This is a genomic window from Collinsella aerofaciens (assembly GCF_020709435.1).
GTDB classification, from domain to species: Bacteria; Actinomycetota; Coriobacteriia; order Coriobacteriales; family Coriobacteriaceae; genus Collinsella; species Collinsella aerofaciens_AU.
Map to the genome: position 1 here is coordinate 15,323 of NZ_JAJFDP010000014.1, position 18,005 is coordinate 33,327.

General features: G+C 60.1%; 15 protein-coding genes. All 15 read left to right on the forward strand.

All coding sequences use genetic code 11. From position 1 onward, the window contains the following. The first annotated feature begins 1 nt into the window (after window position 1). The 15 genes from uvrC to tpiA all read left to right on the forward strand — a co-directional run bounded on the left by uvrC (window position 2) and on the right by tpiA (window position 18,004). Window positions 2-1,942 (forward strand): excinuclease ABC subunit UvrC, encoded by a 1,941-nt coding sequence (gene uvrC, locus LK493_RS08110; protein WP_308196330.1) that lies wholly within the window; start codon window positions 2-4, stop codon window positions 1,940-1,942. 365 nt (window positions 1,943-2,307) lie between these two features. Beyond that, complete coding sequence (locus tag LK493_RS08115) at window positions 2,308-3,921, forward strand: ABC transporter substrate-binding protein (RefSeq protein WP_161144836.1); 1,614 nt, start codon at window positions 2,308-2,310, stop codon at window positions 3,919-3,921. A gap of 157 nt (window positions 3,922-4,078) precedes the next feature. Continuing rightward, window positions 4,079-5,035 (forward strand): ABC transporter permease, encoded by a 957-nt coding sequence (locus LK493_RS08120; RefSeq protein ID WP_035138896.1) that lies wholly within the window; start codon window positions 4,079-4,081, stop codon window positions 5,033-5,035. 3 nt (window positions 5,036-5,038) lie between these two features. Next, on the forward strand, window positions 5,039-7,054 hold the full coding sequence (locus LK493_RS08125; RefSeq protein ID WP_035138893.1) for a dipeptide/oligopeptide/nickel ABC transporter permease/ATP-binding protein: 2,016 nt from the start codon (window positions 5,039-5,041) through the stop codon (window positions 7,052-7,054). Then, entirely contained in the window at window positions 7,055-7,882 is an 828-nt protein-coding gene (locus tag LK493_RS08130; protein WP_138112022.1) for an ABC transporter ATP-binding protein, read from the forward strand. 80 nt (window positions 7,883-7,962) lie between these two features. After that, window positions 7,963-8,940, forward strand: coding sequence for an acetylxylan esterase (locus tag LK493_RS08135; RefSeq protein ID WP_195246822.1), 978 nt, complete (start codon window positions 7,963-7,965; stop codon window positions 8,938-8,940). After that, entirely contained in the window at window positions 8,933-9,784 is an 852-nt protein-coding gene (locus LK493_RS08140) for an acetylxylan esterase (RefSeq protein WP_227790689.1), read from the forward strand. Before LK493_RS08135 ends, LK493_RS08140 begins: the two co-directional genes overlap by 8 nt. A 68-nt stretch (window positions 9,785-9,852) precedes the next feature. Continuing rightward, complete coding sequence (locus tag LK493_RS08145) at window positions 9,853-10,773, forward strand: dihydrodipicolinate synthase family protein (protein ID WP_035138887.1); 921 nt, start codon at window positions 9,853-9,855, stop codon at window positions 10,771-10,773. A 172-nt stretch (window positions 10,774-10,945) separates the two neighbouring features. Then, window positions 10,946-11,911, forward strand: coding sequence for an ROK family protein (locus LK493_RS08150; RefSeq protein ID WP_055286945.1), 966 nt, complete (start codon window positions 10,946-10,948; stop codon window positions 11,909-11,911). Window positions 11,912-12,052: 141 nt separating this feature from the next. Then, a complete protein-coding gene (locus LK493_RS08155) occupies window positions 12,053-12,739 on the forward strand; it encodes an N-acetylmannosamine-6-phosphate 2-epimerase (protein ID WP_227790690.1) in 687 nt (228 codons plus the stop codon). Between the two features lie 98 nt (window positions 12,740-12,837). Beyond that, entirely contained in the window at window positions 12,838-13,758 is a 921-nt protein-coding gene (rapZ, locus tag LK493_RS08160) for an RNase adapter RapZ (RefSeq protein ID WP_022094878.1), read from the forward strand. A gap of 6 nt (window positions 13,759-13,764) precedes the next feature. Further along, the gene (gene whiA / locus LK493_RS08165; protein WP_035138886.1) at window positions 13,765-14,694 is read left to right on the forward strand and encodes a DNA-binding protein WhiA; all 930 of its coding nucleotides are present in this window, start codon (window positions 13,765-13,767) and stop codon (window positions 14,692-14,694) included. Window positions 14,695-14,887: 193 nt separating this feature from the next. Further along, entirely contained in the window at window positions 14,888-15,913 is a 1,026-nt protein-coding gene (gap, locus tag LK493_RS08170; RefSeq protein WP_022094880.1) for a type I glyceraldehyde-3-phosphate dehydrogenase, read from the forward strand. 140 nt (window positions 15,914-16,053) lie between these two features. After that, window positions 16,054-17,244 (forward strand): phosphoglycerate kinase, encoded by a 1,191-nt coding sequence (locus LK493_RS08175; RefSeq protein ID WP_022094881.1) that lies wholly within the window; start codon window positions 16,054-16,056, stop codon window positions 17,242-17,244. Further along, on the forward strand, window positions 17,237-18,004 hold the full coding sequence (gene tpiA, locus LK493_RS08180) for a triose-phosphate isomerase (protein WP_161144841.1): 768 nt from the start codon (window positions 17,237-17,239) through the stop codon (window positions 18,002-18,004). The genes LK493_RS08175 and tpiA overlap by 8 nt, the downstream gene beginning before the upstream one ends. Window position 18,005: the final 1 nt, after the last annotated feature.

An 18,005-nucleotide genomic window follows, 5' to 3' on the forward strand; every position in this document is an offset into this window, starting at 1 on the left:
TGTGGCCGGTCACGACAACATTCCAACGCTTGCCGAGCAGGTTTCGCGCGTTCCCACACAGCCCGGATGCTACCTTTGGAAGGATGCCAAGGGCGATGTCATCTACGTGGGCAAGGCAAAAAACTTGCGTTCCCGTATGCGCCAGTACGTGACACTGCAGGATGAGCGTCAAAAGATCCCGCTGATGATGCAGCTGGTGGCGAGCTTTGACTATATCGTGGTGGAGACCGAGCACGAGGCGTTGGTGCTCGAGCGCAATTTGATTGGTCAGTACCATCCGTACTTTAACGTCGACCTCAAGGATGACAAGAGCTACCCCTTTATCGCCATTACAAAGGGCGACCTGTATCCCGCTATCAAATATACGCGCGAGCGTCATAAGCCGGGAACGCGTTATTTTGGTCCCTATACCGATAGCCGTGCGGCACGTGAGACGATAGATACGCTGCGCAAGGTTATCCCCATCTGCTCCGCATCCTGTGCGGAGTGGCGTCGTTGTCGTCGTATCGTCGAGTCCCACAGGGGCGAGGAAGACATCGTCAATATGATTTGCGCGCAAAACGGGCGTCCCTGCTTTGACTACCATGTCGGGCGCGGCCCGGGTGCGTGTGTCGGCGCGATTTCTCCTACGGACTATGCCAAGAACGTCAAACGTGTCGAACGTTTTTTGTCGGGCCATCGCAAGGATGTCGTCGATGAGCTGACCTCCGAGATGACGGATGCCGCCGAGGCGCTCGACTTTGAGCGCGCGGCACGCGTCAAACGTCGTTTGGAGGTCATCAGGGGTCTGGACGACCGTCAGCAAGTCGTTTTTCCCTCCAGTGTCGATATCGATGTCATCGGTTTCTATCGCGAGGAGACCATCTCCGCCGCTTGCGTCTTTGTCGTGCGTGAGGGTCGAACGGTTCGAACCTGCGAGTTTATTCTCGATAAGGGTTTGGATGTCGACGAAGAGGAGCTTCAATCGGGCTTTCTTAAGCGCTATTACGACGAGACGGCTGATATTCCAGCTGAGATAAACCTCTCTGTCGAGCTTGAGGATGCGGAGGCGCTGGGGGAGTGGCTTGCAGGCAAGCGCGAGCGTTCCTGCCATCTCCATAGGCCGCAGCGTGGCGAAAAGCACCGTTTGCTCGATATGGCATCCAAAAATGCGCGCCATGCCCTCATGCGCTACATGATGCGAACGGGGTACGCTGACGACCGCACCAATCAAGCGCTCCTGGAGCTCGAAAGCGCGCTGGCGCTGCCGGCGCCGCCGATGCGTATCGAGTGCTTCGATATCTCGACGCTGCATGGAACCTTTACCGTCGCCTCGATGGTGGTGTTTACCAACGGACGCGCCGACAAGAGCCAGTACCGTCGTTTTAAAATTCAGGCCGAATTGGACGAGGCAAACGACTTCGTGTCGATGTCCGAGGTTTTGGGACGACGCTATGCTCCCGAGCGCATGGCCGACGAGCGTTTTGGCTCGCGCCCCGATTTGCTCGTTGTCGATGGCGGTAAGCCGCAATTGACCGCTGCGATCAAGCAACTTGAGGCTCTTGGGCTCGATATACCAGTTTGTGGCTTGGCAAAGGCCGATGAGGAAGTTTTTGTGCCTTGGGACGAGACTCCCGTCGTGCTGCCGACCGGGTCTGCTTCGCTCTATCTAATTAAACAGGTGCGCGATGAATCGCACCGTTTTGCAATCACATTCCATCGTGAGTTGCGCGATAAAGCCATGACAGTTTCGGTACTCGATGACGTTCCAGGCGTGGGACCCACCAGAAAACGTGCCCTTATGCGCCATTTTGGTTCGATGAAGCGTTTGCGCGCGGCGAGCGAGCAAGAGATCGCGGAAGTTCGCGGCATACCTGCCGATGTTGCCAAGGCGGTCCACGAGGCGCTCGTTGCGTGGAATGCCGAGCGCGCCGAGGCGGCGGCTGGCCATTCCGATAGCTAAACACGAGCCTAAACTACTGATATACATGATTGCGTGATTTTCAACCATTTATTTCGCCATGATTGCATGCTGGTTTCGGGTTTTATTAACGCTAAAACGTTTGACTAGTCATGGTGAACAACCCTGCTATCCTGCGGGTTGACGAAGACTGATATCTCACCTCGTCGATACATACTGTCTGGCGAATCATTTGTCAATGAATTCGGTGAACGGTAGTAAATACCGTTCAAGCGTATGTATGTATCGGTCGCCGAGCGCGGCACCTCAGTTGGGTTCGTCGGTAGGTAAGGTATATATCGTCCGCAAGTTGCGCGGGGGCAAGTCTAGGTGCTCCCGAGTAAGATTCTCTATTGATAGGAGAAGACATGGCCATCATCAACAAGGGTATGTCCAGGCGTTCGTTCCTCGGCCTCACCGGCAGCGTCGCTGCTGTCGCCGGCCTTGGTCTCACTGGCTGCGGTGGCAGCTCTAGCGACGAGGGTTCCGCTTCCGGCTCCACCGATTCCGCCAACCGTGGCGGCGGCGTGATCACCGCTGGTTCCGCTTACGCTCCGTCCAGCTTCGATCCCGCCAGCACCGGCTCCGCTGTGGGCCTGGGTGCTAACTGGCACGTCGTCGAGGGCCTCTACGGCATCGATTACCACGACTACAGCACCTTCAACGAGCTCGCCACCGACGATCCCAAGTCTGTGGACGACACCACTTTCGAGGTCACCATCCGCAAGGGCGCCAAGTTCTCCGATGGCACCGAGGTCACCGCTGACGATGTCGTTGCCTCCTACACCGCTTGCGCCGCTTCCGCTACCTATGCTCCGTTCTTCCAGCCCTTCGAGTCCATCGAGGCCAAGGACGCCAGCACCGTGACGGTCAAGACCAAGGTCCCCAACTTCTCCCTGCTCAAGGATCGTCTGGCCATCGTCCGCGTTACCCCGGCCACCCAGACCGAGGAGGATCGCGCCAAGCAGCCGATCGGCTCCGGCCCCTGGATGTACGACTCTATCTCCGATACCGAGATCACCCTGGTTCCCAACCCCGAGTACAACGGTGAGTATGCTGCCGAGGATAAGAAGATCCAGTACAGCATCCTGACCGACCCCACTGCTCGCGTTACCGCTCAGCAGGAGGGCTCCACGCTCGTTATGGAGCTCGTTACCGCTGACGCCGTCGACCAGCTCGAGAGCGCCGGCTGCAAGATTGACAACGTTCAGGGTTTCGGCACCCGCTTCATCATGTTCAACGTCGCCAAGGAGCCTTGGAACAACGTCAAGGTCCGTCAGGCTGTCATGTATGCGCTCGACACCGAGAAGATGGTCAGCAACACCTTCGCCGGCCTTGCCACCGCTGCCAGCTGCTACCTGCCCAAGAGCTTCACCAACTATCATGAGGCTTCCACGGTGTACAAGACCGACACCAAGAAGGCTAAGAAGCTCATCGAGGAGTCTGGCATCACCCCGGGTGCCATCACCCTGCGCACCACCGACAACGAGCAGATTAAGGGCATGGCCGCCCAGGTCAAGAACGACCTCGACGCTCTCGGCTTCGATGTGACCATCCAGACCGATACCTCGCCGGCCACCTACGCCGCCATCGACGGCGGCGAGGCCTACGATATCCTCCTTGCCCCTGGCGATCCTTCCTGCTTCGGCGCCGACCCCGACCTGCTGCTCAACTGGTGGTACGGCGACAACGTCTGGATGCAGACCCGTTGCCCGTGGAAGGAGTCCGCTGAGTGGCAGAAGCTCCACGGTCTCATGGACGAGGCTCTTGCCGCCGAGGGCGACGAGCAGCAGAAGAAGTGGAACGAGTGTTTCGACATCATTGCCGACAACGCCGTTCTGTACCCCGTTGTCCACGTCAAGACCGTCTCCGCTTCTTGGGACGATCCGTCCACTGCGCCCAATGGCGAGGCCCTCGATGGTTTCAAGGGCATCGGCACGACGAGCATGTCCTTCAGGGGCGTTGCGACCGTCAAGGCGTAAGACTCGCTTGAGTCTATATGCAGGATGTCGGTCGTTGGGACCGTATCCTCATAGTTGAAACAAAGACCCGGGCGGCAACGATGTCGCTCGGGTCTTGTAATGAGTATCCGTACTCATATACCAGTTGGTCCTACCGACAAAAGAAAGGGGAGAGAACGTGAACAACTTGCTACGTTTGATTGGAAGGCGTCTTGTGGCGCTGCCGATCATGGCATTGGGCGTCACCGTCCTGGTGTTCTTCCTTATGTCGTTCTCCAAGACCGACCCCGCCTACACGGCGTTGGGTGACGGTGCCTCGCCCGAGGCGGTTGCCGAGTACCATGAGAAGTATGGTCTGGACGACCCCTGGCCCGTGCGCTACGTGCGCTATATGGGCGATTTGATCCATGGCGACATGGGCACCTATGGTGCTGCTCGCAACTCCGTTGCCAAGCGCATCTCCACGGCCCTGCCCGTCACGATGCAGCTGACCTTCATCGGTCTTGCCATCGGTGCGGTCGTTTCGTTTTTGCTCGGCGTCATCGCGGCACTGTATCGCGACAAATGGCCGGACCAAGTAATCCGTGTCTTTTCCATCGCCGGCTTGGCAACCCCGTCGTTCTGGCTTGCCGTTCTGTTGATCCTGCTGTTCTCTTCCTACCTTAAGGTGCTCCCGGCATCGGGCGCTCTGCCTCACTTCACCACGAATCCGGTTGGCTATCTGGGGCGTATGATCATGCCCGCTATCGCCTTGGCATTTCCGCTGACGGGCCAGATGACTCGTATCGTGCGTACCGCCATGGTCGAGGAGCTCGACAAGGATTATGTCCGTATGGCTCGCGGCGCCGGCGTTCCCGAGAAGGTCGTCGTCGGCATCAACGTTCTTCGCAATGCGCTGATCACCCCGGTCACCACCCTCGGTCTTAAGATCGGTTACCTCATGGGCGGCGCCGTCGTCATCGAGGTTATCTTCAACCTCCCCGGCATGGGCACCGCGATTCTGCAGGGCGTTCAGGGCAACGAGGCGAACCTGGTTCAGGGCGTCGTCATCGTCGTTGCTCTTGCCTTCATCATCATCAACATCGTGGTTGACATGCTCTACCTGCTCATCAACCCGCGCATCAGGACGGTGTAGATTATGGTAAAGATTCGAGAGAAGCAAACCGAGCAGCTCGAGAAGGCTGCCTCCAAGGGGCTCAAGCTCGGTGGCTGGAAGAAGATGACGCTGTCTTCTAAGATTGCCGCCGTCGTGCTGGTGCTGGTCGCCCTGACTGCGATTCTGGCGCCCCTTCTTGCCCCCTATAGCCCGGTCGAGATCTTTACGGCTCGCCAGGCTCCCGGCAACGGATTTATCTTCGGTACCGACGATAAGGGTCGCGACATTCTGTCGCGTATGCTCTACGGTGGTCGTTACTCGCTGATTATCGGCTTTGGCGCCACCGCCATGGCTCTGGTCTGCGGCTCGGTCGTGGGCGCCCTTGCAGCGGTTTCGCGCAAGGCCGTCTCCGAGACGATCATGCGTATCTTGGACATCATCATGTCCATCCCGGGCATCGCCCTCGCGGCCGTCTTCGTCTCCATCCTGGGCAACTCCGTGCCGTCGATCATCTTCGCCATCGGCTTTATGTACACTCCGCAGATTGCCCGTATCGTACGCGCCAATATCGTGTCCGAGTACGGCGAGGACTATGTCCGCGCGGTCATCGTTTCCGGCGCCAAGGCTCCGTGGATTTTGATTAAGCATGTTCTGCGTAACTGCATCGCCCCGATCATGGTCTTCACCGTTACCCTGGTCGCCGACGCCATCATCTTCGAGGCCTCGCTGACCTTCATCGGCGCTGGTATCCAGGAGCCCACCGCTACCTGGGGCAACATCCTCGCCGACGCCCGCGGCGGCGTGCTCGCCGGCCGTTGGTGGCAGGCGCTGTTCCCGGGCCTAGCCATCATGATCACCTGCCTGGCGCTCAACATCCTCTCCGAGGGCATTACCGACGCCATGGCCGCTGCTCCCTCCGCTGCCCTGGATCCTACCGATTCCTCCAAGCGTCGCGAGGCCGACCTGCTGGTCTCCGACCCCGTTCGCGCCTACAAGGAGCAGGCCCAGTCCCTCTCCGCTCGCCTTGGCGCCCTGCGCGATGTCGAGCTCAAGCGTGACGATCGCCACGTGCCCGACGAGTCCGTTGAGCCGATTCTCTCGGTCCGTGACTTCTGCATCCAGTTTGAGCATCACGGTGATATCAACGTCGTCGACCATGTCAACTTTGACGTTCGTCCTGGTCAGACCATGGGCCTGGTGGGCGAGTCCGGTTGCGGTAAGTCCATCACCACGCTGGCCATCATGGGCCTGACCGACGATGACGAGCATCTTTCCGGCGAGGTTCTCTGGGAGGGTCGCGACCTGCTCAAGATGAGCAAGAAGGAGTGGTTCGGCCTGCGCGGTACCGATATCGCTATGGTCTATCAGGACGCCCTGTCCTCGCTTAATCCCTCCATGCTCATCTCTGCCCAGATGAAGCAGCTCACCAAGCGCGGCGGAACCCGCAGCGCCGAGGAGCTCCTGGAGCTCGTCGGCCTCGATCCCAAGCGCACGCTCGAGAGCTATCCGCACGAGCTTTCCGGCGGCCAGCGTCAGCGTGTCCTGATCGCTATGGCCCTTACCCGCGACCCCAAGCTGGTCATCTGCGACGAGCCCACGACCGCTCTGGACGTTACCGTCCAGAAGCAGGTCATCAAGCTGCTCAACGATCTTCAGGCCAAGCTCGGCTTTGCCATGATCTTTGTTTCGCATGACCTGGCTCTGGTCGCCGAGGTTGCCCATAACATCACGGTTATGTACGCTGGCCAGGTTATCGAGCAGGCACCCACCAAGGAGCTGCTCACCAACCCGATCCACGAGTACACCCGCGGTCTTCTGGGCTCCGTTCTGTCCATCGAGAGCGGCTCGGGCCGTCTGCACCAGGTCCCCGGCGCCGTTCCCAGCCCGCGCGATTTCCCCAAGGGCGATCGCTTCGCACCCCGCTCGAGCCATCCGCGTATTGGCCTGGATACCCGTCCGGTCTTCAAGCGCGTGCCCGGCACCGAGCACTTCTATTCCGAGCTCCCCGACGAGGTGCTCAAGGCAAATGGTTTGACCCCTCACGCGGAGGTGATGTAGATGAGCGATACCGCAGTCAACGGCGTCGAGCCGATCATCTTCCTTGATGACGTCCACGTCACCTTTAGGACCCGTACCGGCTCGATTCTGCACCCCAACCTGGTTCACGCCGTCCAGGGTGTAACGATTAAGCTCATGCCCGGTCAGACGATCGGCATCGTCGGCGAGTCCGGTTGCGGTAAGTCCACCACCGCTAACGTCATGTGCGGCCTGCAGGCCCCCACGAGCGGCAAGGTCTACTTTAAGGGCAAGGACGTTACCAAACGTACCGCCGAGGACCGTCGCCACATGGGTCGCGTCATCTCGGTCGTGTTCCAGAACCCGGCCACGGCGCTCAACCCCCGCATGGTCGTTCGCGAGCAGCTGCTCGACCCCATGCGCGTCCACAACTTGGGTACCGAGGCCGAGCAGGAGAAGCGCGTCAAGGAACTCTTGGAGCTCACCGGTCTGCCCAGCTCCGCTGCCGAGGTTCTTCCCGGCCAGCTTTCGGGCGGCCAGCGTCAGCGCGTCGCAATTGCCCGTGCCCTGTCGCTGAACCCCGATGCCATCATCGCCGACGAGCCTACCTCGGCTCTGGACGTTTCGGTCCGCGCGCAGATTCTGAACCTGCTGACCGACCTTAAGAAGGAGCTCGGCCTGGCCATGGTGTTCATCAGCCATGACATCCAGACGGTCCGCTATATCTCTGACGACATCATCGTTATGAATGGCGGCAAGATCGTCGAGCAGGGCGAGGCCAAGCAGGTCTTCCAGCACCCCCAGGACCCCTACACCAAGATGCTGCTCGGCGCTGCGCCGTCGCTGCTGCATCCCAAGCTCGGCGAGTAACCTCGCTTTCCCTCCCGTGCGCCCGGTTCCCTTGCCGGGCGCACCTCCGTTGCGATTTCGAAAGGTTGGGTTCACGAGCCATGCCAAGTGCTCAGGAGCTACAACATCAATTTGGTGAATATCGAGGCGCCATGCCCCGTCCATCAGATTTCGATCTCTTTTGGAAGGATCGCATGGCCGAGGCCGACGCCGTCGGGCTTGACTATGCGATCGAGACGGCATCGGTCACCGATGCCGCGACCTGCCAGCTTTTCGACCTCTGGTATACCGGCATGTGTGGCGCTCGCCTGCATGCCAAGTACCTTAAACCCGTCTCGGACGAGCCCGTGCCATTGGTGCTTCAGTTTCATGGGTATCCGGGTGCAAGCCGCAGCTGGTTTGAGCAGGCGTCGTTTGCGGGCATGGGCATGGCACTCATCGCCCTCGACTGCCCCGGCCAAGGAGGTCCCTCCGAGGACATTGGTGGATTTGAGGGCACAACGGTTGCCGGGCATATCGTCGCCGGCATCGACGGCGACCCGGCCAACCTCTACTATGTCCGCTTACACCAAGATATTCGAATCCTGTGCCGTATTGTTCGTGAGCTCGAGGGCATCGATCTTGCCCGTGTGTTTGTGAACGGCGCGTCGCAGGGCGGCGGTTTGGGTATTGCGACCTGTGCGCTTAATAGCGAGCTTATCAATCGTGCCGCCATCCTCTATCCCTTCCTGTCGGATTTCCGCCTGGTCTGGGATTTGGATGCCGACGACATTGCCTACGAAGGCCTGCGCTATTGGTCTCGCTGGTTTGATGAGGACTCGACTCGTATTGACGAAGCCTATGCCAAGCTGGCGTACTTCGATTCCAAGAACTTTGCCCCTATGGTCAAATGCCCCGTGCTGTTTGGCACTGGCACAGCCGATATCGTCTGTCCGCCAGCGACGCAGTTTGCGGTCTATAACAACCTGACCTGCGAAAAGCGTCATGAGTTCTTTGAAGGCTTTGGCCACGAAGAGATACAGGATTTTGACGATTTGATCATTCCGTTTTTCTGCAAGGGAGGGGAGGCTCATGTCTAAGTGCGAGAGCAATGTTGACGAGCTGATTGTCCCCGGGCTCGTGGGAATTCCTGGAACGGTTTCGTCAAGGCTCGCAGAATATCGGGACTGGCGCGGTGATGTCCAAGCAGATGTTTCTGATTTAGAGACATGCGCTTCGAATCTTGAGATTCAAGGCCTGGCCATTACGGCGATTGACTTTGTTAACCCCTGCGCCCGTTACTCGGAGGTCTCCTTTGAGCTCGGTGACGATGCGATTCACGCTCGTTTGATCGAGCCTGTCGGTCGTGCCCGAGTATCTGAGCGCGTGCCGCTGTGCCTGATGTTCCACGACATCGATCGGCCTGTGCGCGGCTGGCATCACATGACGAGATTTGCCGCCATGGGGTATGCCGTCCTCGCGCTGGATGACGATGTTGCTGGTGCGGACGACCTGCAGCGGGGGATTTCTTCGCCCGCTTTTGTCGAGCGCGTCCGTTGGGGTTGCGCGTTGGCGAAGGTGGCGCGCAATCTTGATGGCATGGACCCCGACCGCATCTTTGCATGGGGCGAGGGCCTTGGCGGCGGAGTCGCGCTGGCGGTTTCTGCTCTGGACGAGCGGGGCCTCGCCTGCACGGCGGTTGCCAATCCAATTCCCGGTGGCCTTGAGGCGCTGTCGTCTCGGGTGCGCGGATCGGTGCTCATGGGCACATCGCTCATGGATGCCGCGAGCGACCCCAAGGGCCAGTTTGCCGTATTCAACGGTCTTGAGTGTGACCGGAGGCATATCGTCTATGCCAAATACGCTCACGAGCGCATCAATGCGTTCGAAAGCGAAGTCGTCGACTTCTTTAACCAAACGTTCTACCCGTGTTCTTTGGCCTAGGCGGCCTGGACACTGCCAACAAGAGTGGGCGGCATAGGGCTGCCCGCCAGACAACTAAGGAGATTCTTGTGGCAACTCAGAAATTCACCGGCGTTATCCCTCCCGTCGTTGTTCCCGATACCGAAGATCACCAGCTCGACGTTGCCTCCTTTGAGCGCAGCATCAACCGCATGATCGATGCCGGCGTCGATGGCTTGTTCTTCCTGGGCTCCTCGGGCGAGGTCGTCTTCTCCACCGACGAGCGTCGCCGTCAGATCATCGCCGAGGCCGTCCGTATCGTCGACCACCGCGTTCCCGTTCTGGTCGGCATCATCGACACCGAGACCGAGCGCATGATCGAGCACGGTAAGGTCGCTCAGGAGCTGGGCGCCGATGCTCTCGTCGCCACCTGCCCGTTCTATGCCCTGCAGGGCATGACCGAGGTCGAGGAGCACTTCCGCATCCTGCATGAGGAACTCGACCTGCCCATCTTCGCCTACGACATCCCCGTGTGTGTCCACACCAAGCTCCCCTGGAAGCTCCTTGCCAAGCTCGGTGCCGAGGGCGTTCTGGCCGGCGTCAAGGATTCCTCGGGTGATGACATCTCGTTCCGCTACCTCGTTCAGGAGAACGAGAAGAACGGCCATCCGATGAGCATCCTCACCGGTCACGAGGTTGTTGTCGACGGCGCCTATCTCGGCGGCGCTGACGGTTCCGTCCCGGGTCTCGCCAACGTTGAGCCCGAGGGCTACGTGCGTCAGTGGAAGGCCGCTCAGGCTGGTGACTGGGCTACCGTCAAGGCCGAGCAGGATCGTCTCAATGAGATCTCCCACATCTGGGATGTCACCTCGGGCGTCCAGGGCTATGCCGGTGGCGTCGGCGCCTTCAAGACCGCTATGAACCTCATGGGCATCTTCGACAGCCCGACCATGCCGCGCCCGGTGAAGGCCATGACCGGTGAGAACGTCGAGGCGATTAAGAAGGTCCTCCAGGACAACGGCCTCCTTTAAAGCTTTCCCAGGCACCCGACCTCGCCGTTCAACCGTGCGGCCATGACCCATTAGGTCAATGGCCACACGGCTTCTCGGCGATCTCGGGCACCTGGAAAACCTTTACCGCGCTGTGACGGCTAGCCTGACGGCGCATTTCCTGTAGTTGTTTATATCTCCTAAGGAGAGCGACATGGAGAACAAGTACGTTTGCTCCGTCGATATCGGCGGCACCAAGATTGCGACTGCCATTATGGAGTATCCGGCTGATGGCGGCGTGCCCCATCCGGTCTTTGAAGCCGAGGTTCCCACCGAGGCCCAAGAAGGCGGCGAGGCAGTTTTCCAGCGCATCGAGGCGTCCATCAAGGCTGCTCTCGAGGCGAACCCCGATGTCGAGGTCCTCGGTATCGGTATTGGCGCCGCCGGTGTCGTCGACCCCAAGACGGGCGCCATCGCCTACGCCAACGAGATCATGCCCGGCTGGTCTGGCGTTCAGTTGGGGCCGCGTCTGCGCGAGGACCTTGGTCTTCCCGTTGCCGTGGTGGGCGACGTGCAGGCTCATGCTCTGGGCGAGGCCCACTGGGGCGTCGGCAAGGGCAAGTTCTCCGTCTTGTGTCTGGGCATCGGTACGGGCATCGGCGGCGCATATGTCGAGAACGGCCGCGTGATGCAGGGCTTCCACGGTGCTGCCGGTCATATGGGCCACATCGAGTGCTCGGCTGCCGCCGGCATTCCCTGCGCCTGCGGGCGTTCTGGCCATCTTGAGTCTGTTGCTTCGGGCACTTCCATTGGTCGCATGTACGACGAGCGCTTTGGCCGCGTCGACCCCAGCCGTCCTTCGGTCGGTCGCGATGTAAACGACCTGTGCCGCGCGGGCGACGCAAAGGCGACTGAGGTCATCCATGACGCCGGCTTTGCGCTGGGTGCCAGCTTGGGCTCGCTCGCTAACATCCTGGACCCTGAGGTCATCGTGCTTTCGGGTGGCGTGATTCACCAAGGTCCCGATTGGCGTTCACAGACGTGGAAGGATTCGGTACACGAGGGCTATGCCAGCCAGGCGCTCGATCCGCTTCAGGACACGCCGATCCTCATCGGTTCTCTTGAGGGCGATGCTCCGCTCATCGGTGCCGCCGAACACCTTCTTGCGTCGTTGAAATAAACATAGCTACCAAGTGCGCCTTCTGAGGTGCCGCAGATTGACGTGAAAGAGGAGCGAAGCGTACTTCGGTACGCGAGCGACGGTTTGAACGTCAAGGTGCGGTGTCTCAGAAGGCTGTTTTTGAGAAAGGTTGAGTCGAACATGACCGTTGATCCTTTGATCCAGTCCCTGAAGGGCAAGCTCGTCGTGAGCGTTCAGGCGTATATGGGCGAGCCGCTTCGTACGCCCGAGACCATGGCTCAAATGTCTCGTGCTTGCGAGCTCGGCGGCGCCGCCGCCATTCGCTGCCAGGGCCTTGCCGACATTGCCGCCATTAAGGGTCGCTGTGAGGTCCCCGTTATCGGCCTGTGGAAGGATGGGCACGAGGGCGTTTACATCACGCCGACGCTGCGTCACGCTCGCGCCTGCGTTGCTGCGGGTGCCGATATCGTGGCGATCGACGCCACCGATCGTCCGCGTCCCGACGGCAAGTCGGTCGAGGATACCTTCCGCCCGCTGCACGAGGAGGGTGTGCTCCTGATGGCGGATTGTGCCACCATCGAGGATATTCGCCGTGCGGTTGATATGGGCTTCGACCTTGTATCTACCACGCTTTCTCACGGTGTCGCTGCCATCGACTGCACCATGGCCGATGGCCCCGATCTGCCGCTCCTGCGTCAGGCGACCGAGGAATTCCCCGGTCTTCCCATCATCTGCGAGGGCCGCGTGCACACGCCCGAGGAGGCCCGCGCCGCGATCGATGCGGGCGCCTGGGCAGTTGTCGTAGGCACTGCCATTACGCACCCCACGAGTATTACAAGTTGGTTCAAGGCTGCGCTTGGGGCGTAAGACAGGCCTCGTATCCGCTTGGGGCGGTATACTCAATAAAGGCAATTGATCGCGCGGGATCCGCTGGCCGGGTCCCGCGCTTGTTTTAGGAGGCACACATGCAAAAGGGAGATGCCATGGATGCGGCGGAGCGCTCGGAGCGCATCCCCGATATCGTCATCATCACCGGAATGTCCGGATCGGGCCGAACGCAGGCCATGCATGTGTTTGAGGACATGGGCTACTTTTGCATCGACAACTTGCCTCCGCGTCTGATCGCCCAGCTTGCCGAACTCGTCGGCATCAATACGGGCGTGGGCAGGCATCTTGCCGTCACCTGCGACCTGCGCAGCCAGGGTTTGTTCGATGAGCTGCTCGATGCCGTTGCCGCGCTCGAGGAGCGCGAGATGAGCTGTGACATCGTGTTTCTCGAGGCCTCTGACGAGGTGCTGATTCGTCGTTATAGCGAAAACCGCCGCCGCCACCCCATTGCCAAGCCGGGAGAGACTACGGCCGATGCGATTCAGCGCGAGCGCCTGCAGCTGCAGGGCGTGCGCGACCGAGCCGATATGATCATCGACACGAGCCGCCTGCGCACCTCTGCCCTGCGCAACAAATTGCGCATGGCGTTCTCCGAGCTGTCCGACCAGCAGCTCATGGACGTTCACGTGTTCTCGTTTGGCTTTAAGCACGGCATGCCCGTCGAGGCGGACATTATGATCGACGTCCGCTTCCTGCCCAATCCGTTCTACGATCCCGAGATGCGCACCATGACCGGTCTCGATAAGAAAGTCTCCGACTTTGTTCTGGACCATCCCAAGACCCAGGAGTTCTGGAAGGCCTGGACGCAGCTGCTCGATACGGTCATGCCCGGCTATATCGCGGAGGGCAAGCCACAGCTTTCTATTGCCATCGGCTGCACGGGCGGTCAACACCGCAGCGTTGCCATCGCCGAGGCCACGGCACGTTATTTAGAAGGTGCCCAGTATCACGTGAGTATTTCCCATCGCGACCTGTCGCGCGCCAACACGAAAGCATAGGTCTGCATGTCGTTTACCGCCGAGGTGCGTGACGAGCTCGCGCGCTGCGAACCCGAATGTGAATACTGCGATTTGTCGACGCTTGCCGCCCTGACGCGTGTGAGCGGTACACTTTCGCTGGCCGGCTCCGGGCGGTATCGTTTGACGGTCGCGACCGAGACGGGTGCCGTCGCGCGCACGATGATCACACTGACGCATCGCATCCTTAAGCTCAAAACGGAATTCACCGTTCGTAAATCGGTCTTGCATAAGGTCCGTAACTATCTCATTACCCTGCCCGATCAGCCCGACCTGGACAAGGCTCTGGTGCTGCTGGGCATTCTCGACCGCAGGGGAGGGCTCGTCGCTGGTGTTCCCCGGCACATCGTTGCCCGTCCCTGCTGCAGGCTTGCCTACATCCGCGGCGCGCTCATCGCCGGCGGTTTCGTGGCCGATCCACGCGGCGATTTTCATTTGGAGATTGCGGTGCAGGGCGAGCAGTATGCCCGGGGGCTTTGCGATCTATTGGAGCAGATTGGGGTCCATGCGCGCGTTAACGCGCGGCGCGGATCCTTTGCCGTCTACATTAAGAGCGCCGAGGAGATCGAGCAGCTTCTAAAGCTGGTCGGCGCCAAGCGCAGCGTTGCCGAGATCGAGGAAGCGCGCGCGGTCAAATTGGTTAAGAACGACGTAAACCGTCGCGTGAATGCCGAGCTGGCCAATCAGACCAGAAGTGCGGGTGCCGCCCAGCATCAGCTTGCGTTGATCGATGAGCTCGAACAGCGGGGTTTGCGCGACACGCTTCCGGACGCCTTGGCGGTCTTTTGCGACCTGCGCGAGCGCTATCCTGATCTGTCACTGCGCGATCTGGGGGAGATGGCTGACCCTCCCTTGTCGAAGTCGGCCCTCTACCATCGAGTTTTGAGGCTTGAAAAGCTCATTGAAGCAAACAGGTAGTTGAGCGAAACTGCTTATATAGGGATTGAACTGCTGTTTTACTCTTTAAAACGTTTTAACGTAAATTTGATTTTCAATTTCGAGCATTCTCGTGAAATTCAAGTCAAAAAAAAGGTATATTAGGCGAGTGGTTAGTTTGTGGGCCTCAACGGCGGGCGCTGTAGCTCGCGGGGGCCTTACGAAAGGAGACACAATGGCAGTAAAGGTTGCTATTAACGGCTTCGGTCGCATCGGTCGTCTGGCTTTCCGTCAGATGTTCGGTCATGAGGGCTCCGAGATCGTCGCTATCAACGACCTCACCTCTCCCGATATGCTCGCTTACCTGCTGAAGTACGACTCCACGCAGGGCAACTACGCTCGCGATCACGAGGTCGTTGCTGGCGAGGATTCCATCACCGTTGACGGCAAGGAGATCAAGATCTACAAGGAGGCCGACGCCAACAACCTGCCTTGGGGCGACCTCGACGTCGACGTCGTTCTCGAGTGCACCGGCTTCTACACCAGCAAGGCTAAGGCTCAGGCCCACATCAACGCTGGCGCCAAGAAGGTCGTCATCTCCGCTCCGGCCGGCAGCGATCTGCCCACCATCGTGTACAACGTCAACCATGAGACGCTGACCGCTGAGGACAACATCATCTCCGCTGCTTCCTGCACCACCAACTGCCTCGCCCCGATGGCCAAGGGTCTGAACGACTTCGCTCCCATCGTGTCCGGCATCATGACCACCATTCACGCCTGGACTGGCGACCAGATGCCGCTCGACGGCCCGCAGCGCAAGGGCAACAAGCGTCGTAGCCGCGCCTGCGCCGTCAACATCGTCCCCAACACCACCGGTGCTGCCAAGGCTATCGGCCTGGTTCTCCCCGAGCTCAACGGTAAGCTCATCGGTGCCGCCCAGCGCGTCCCGACGCCGACCGGCTCCATCACCAACCTCTACGCTGTCGTTGACAAGAAGGTCACCGTCGACGAGGTCAACGCTGCTATGAAGGCCTACGCTGCCACCATCTCCGAGACCTTCGGTTACAACGAGGACGACATCGTCTCCACCGACATCATCGGCGAGACCCACGGCTCCATCTTCGACGCCACTCAGACCATGTGCTCTGACCTCGGCAACGGCCAGACCCTCGTTCAGGTCACCTCTTGGTACGACAACGAGAACTCCTACACCTCTCAGATGGTCCGCACCATCAAGTACTTCGAGAAGTTCGTTGCTTAATTTAGCTTTTAACGAATAGCTCGTTGAGCGTCTAAAGAAGGGCGCGGCCTTATAGGGCTTACACCCTAGGGTCGCGCCCTTTTTATAAGAAATCGTCTGCCGTAATGGGAGGCAGACACGTACGAAAGGTAGAAGCAAACATGGCCTTTACCAAGAAGACCGTCCGCGACATCGATGTCGACGGCAAGCGCGTTCTCGTCCGCGTTGACTTCAACGTGCCTATCAAGGATGGCGTCGTTGGCGACACCACCCGTATCAAGGCTGCCCTGCCCACCATCAACTATCTCGTTGAGCACAACGCTCGCGTCATCCTCATGAGCCACCTCGGCCGTCCCGATGGCACCGGCTTCCAGCCCGAGCTGTCCCTCGAGCCCGTCGCCAAGAAGCTCGCCGAGCTCTCTGGTCTCGACGTTGCCTTTGTCGCCGACACCTACGGCGAGAAGGCTGCCGAGGCTGTCGCTGCCGTCGAGCCGGGCAAGGTTCTCGTTCTCGAGAACGTCCGCTTCGATAAGCGTGAGAAGAAGAACGATCCCGAGATCGCCAAGAAGCTCGCTTCCTATGGTGACGTCTTCGTTCTCGATGCCTTCGGCACCGCTCACCGCGCCCAGGGTTCCGTCGTGGGCCCCGCCGCTTACCTGCCTGCCGTCGCCGGCTTCCTGCTCGAGAAGGAGGTCGACACGCTGACCGGCATCTTCGCCGAGCCCGAGCGCCCCTTCGTCGCTATCGTCGGCGGTTCCAAGGTTTCCTCCAAGATCGGCGTTCTCGATCACCTCATCGACTCCGCTGACACCCTGATCATCGGTGGCGGCATGGCCTATACCTTCTTCCTGGCTCAGGGCCTGTCCGTCGGTCAGTCCCTCAAGGAAGAGGATTGGGTCGAGCGCGCCGGCGAGATGCTTAAGAAGGCCGAGGAGAAGGGCGTCAAGATCCTGCTCCCCATCGACAACCGCGTTGCCGATCACTTTGGCGAGGACGCTGTCCCCGAGGTTGTCGCTTCCGACGCTATCCCCGACGATCGTGAGGGTATGGACATCGGCCCCAAGACCGAGGAGCTTTACGCCGAGGCCGTCAAGGGCGCCAAGACCGTGTTCTGGAACGGCCCCATGGGCGTCTTCGAGTTCGACAACTTCGCTCACGGCACCCAGGCTATTGCCGAGGCTGTCGCCGAGGCCGACTGCACCTCGATCATCGGCGGTGGCGACTCTGTCGCAGCTGTCAACAAGTTCAACCTGGCCGACAAGATGAGCTGGATCTCCACCGGTGGTGGCGCTTCCATGGAGCTCGTCGAGGGTAAGGCCCTGCCCGGAGTGGAGGCGCTTCTCGATGCCTAATCGCACCCTTCTTATCGCTGGCAACTGGAAGATGAACAACGACGTCGCCGAGGCCGCCAAGCTCGCCGACGAGCTGGCTCAGGCTCTGCCCGAGGTTCCGGCTGGCGTCGAGGTGCTCGTCTGCCCTCCGACCATCGACATCACCACGGTTCATGACCGCATTCAGGCTGCCCCCATCGCCCTCGGTGCACAGAACGTGTACTGGGAGGCCAAGGGTGCCTTCACCGGTGAGTCCTCTTGCGACATGCTCAAGTCCGCTGGCTGCACCTACTGCATCATCGGTCACTCTGAGCGTCGCGACTACTTCCACGAGACCGACGAGGATCAGAACATGAAGGCCAAGGCCCTCGTTGCCGCAGGTCTTGTTCCCGTCTTCTGCTGCGGCGAGTCCCTTGAGGTCCGCGAGGCTGGCACCTATGTCGAGCACGTCGTGAACCAGGTCAAGGCTGGCCTTGCTGGTCTTGAGATCACCTGCCCCAAGCAGGTCGTCGTGGCCTACGAGCCCATCTGGGCCATCGGCACCGGCAAGACCGCTACCGCCGAGGACGCTCAGGAGGTCTGCGGCGCTATCCGTGAGACCCTCAAGGAGATGTTCGGCGAGGAGCTCGCTAACGGCATTCGCGTTCTCTATGGTGGCTCTGCCAAGCCCGGTAACATCGCCGAGCTCGTCGCCAAGCCCGACGTTGACGGCGCCCTCGTGGGCGGCGCTTCGCTCAAGGCTGCCGACTTCGCCTCTATGGTCGTCAAGGCAGGCGAGTAGG

What these genes read in the sequence shown, in the direction of transcription:
- LK493_RS08155 (WP_227790690.1), top strand. Translation starts at nt 12,053, where the DNA reads ATGACCGTTGATCCTTTGATCCAGTCCCTGAAGGGCAAGCTCGTCGTG.
- LK493_RS08150 (WP_055286945.1), top strand. Translation starts at nt 10,946, where the DNA reads ATGGAGAACAAGTACGTTTGCTCCGTCGATATCGGCGGCACCAAGATT.
- LK493_RS08115 (WP_161144836.1), top strand. Translation starts at nt 2,308, where the DNA reads ATGGCCATCATCAACAAGGGTATGTCCAGGCGTTCGTTCCTCGGCCTC.
- LK493_RS08130 (WP_138112022.1), top strand. Translation starts at nt 7,055, where the DNA reads ATGAGCGATACCGCAGTCAACGGCGTCGAGCCGATCATCTTCCTTGAT.
- LK493_RS08140 (WP_227790689.1), top strand. Translation starts at nt 8,933, where the DNA reads ATGTCTAAGTGCGAGAGCAATGTTGACGAGCTGATTGTCCCCGGGCTC.
- LK493_RS08175 (WP_022094881.1), top strand. Translation starts at nt 16,054, where the DNA reads ATGGCCTTTACCAAGAAGACCGTCCGCGACATCGATGTCGACGGCAAG.
- whiA (WP_035138886.1), top strand. Translation starts at nt 13,765, where the DNA reads ATGTCGTTTACCGCCGAGGTGCGTGACGAGCTCGCGCGCTGCGAACCC.
- rapZ (WP_022094878.1), top strand. Translation starts at nt 12,838, where the DNA reads ATGCAAAAGGGAGATGCCATGGATGCGGCGGAGCGCTCGGAGCGCATC.
- tpiA (WP_161144841.1), top strand. Translation starts at nt 17,237, where the DNA reads ATGCCTAATCGCACCCTTCTTATCGCTGGCAACTGGAAGATGAACAAC.
- gap (WP_022094880.1), top strand. Translation starts at nt 14,888, where the DNA reads ATGGCAGTAAAGGTTGCTATTAACGGCTTCGGTCGCATCGGTCGTCTG.
- LK493_RS08135 (WP_195246822.1), top strand. Translation starts at nt 7,963, where the DNA reads ATGCCAAGTGCTCAGGAGCTACAACATCAATTTGGTGAATATCGAGGC.
- LK493_RS08125 (WP_035138893.1), top strand. Translation starts at nt 5,039, where the DNA reads ATGGTAAAGATTCGAGAGAAGCAAACCGAGCAGCTCGAGAAGGCTGCC.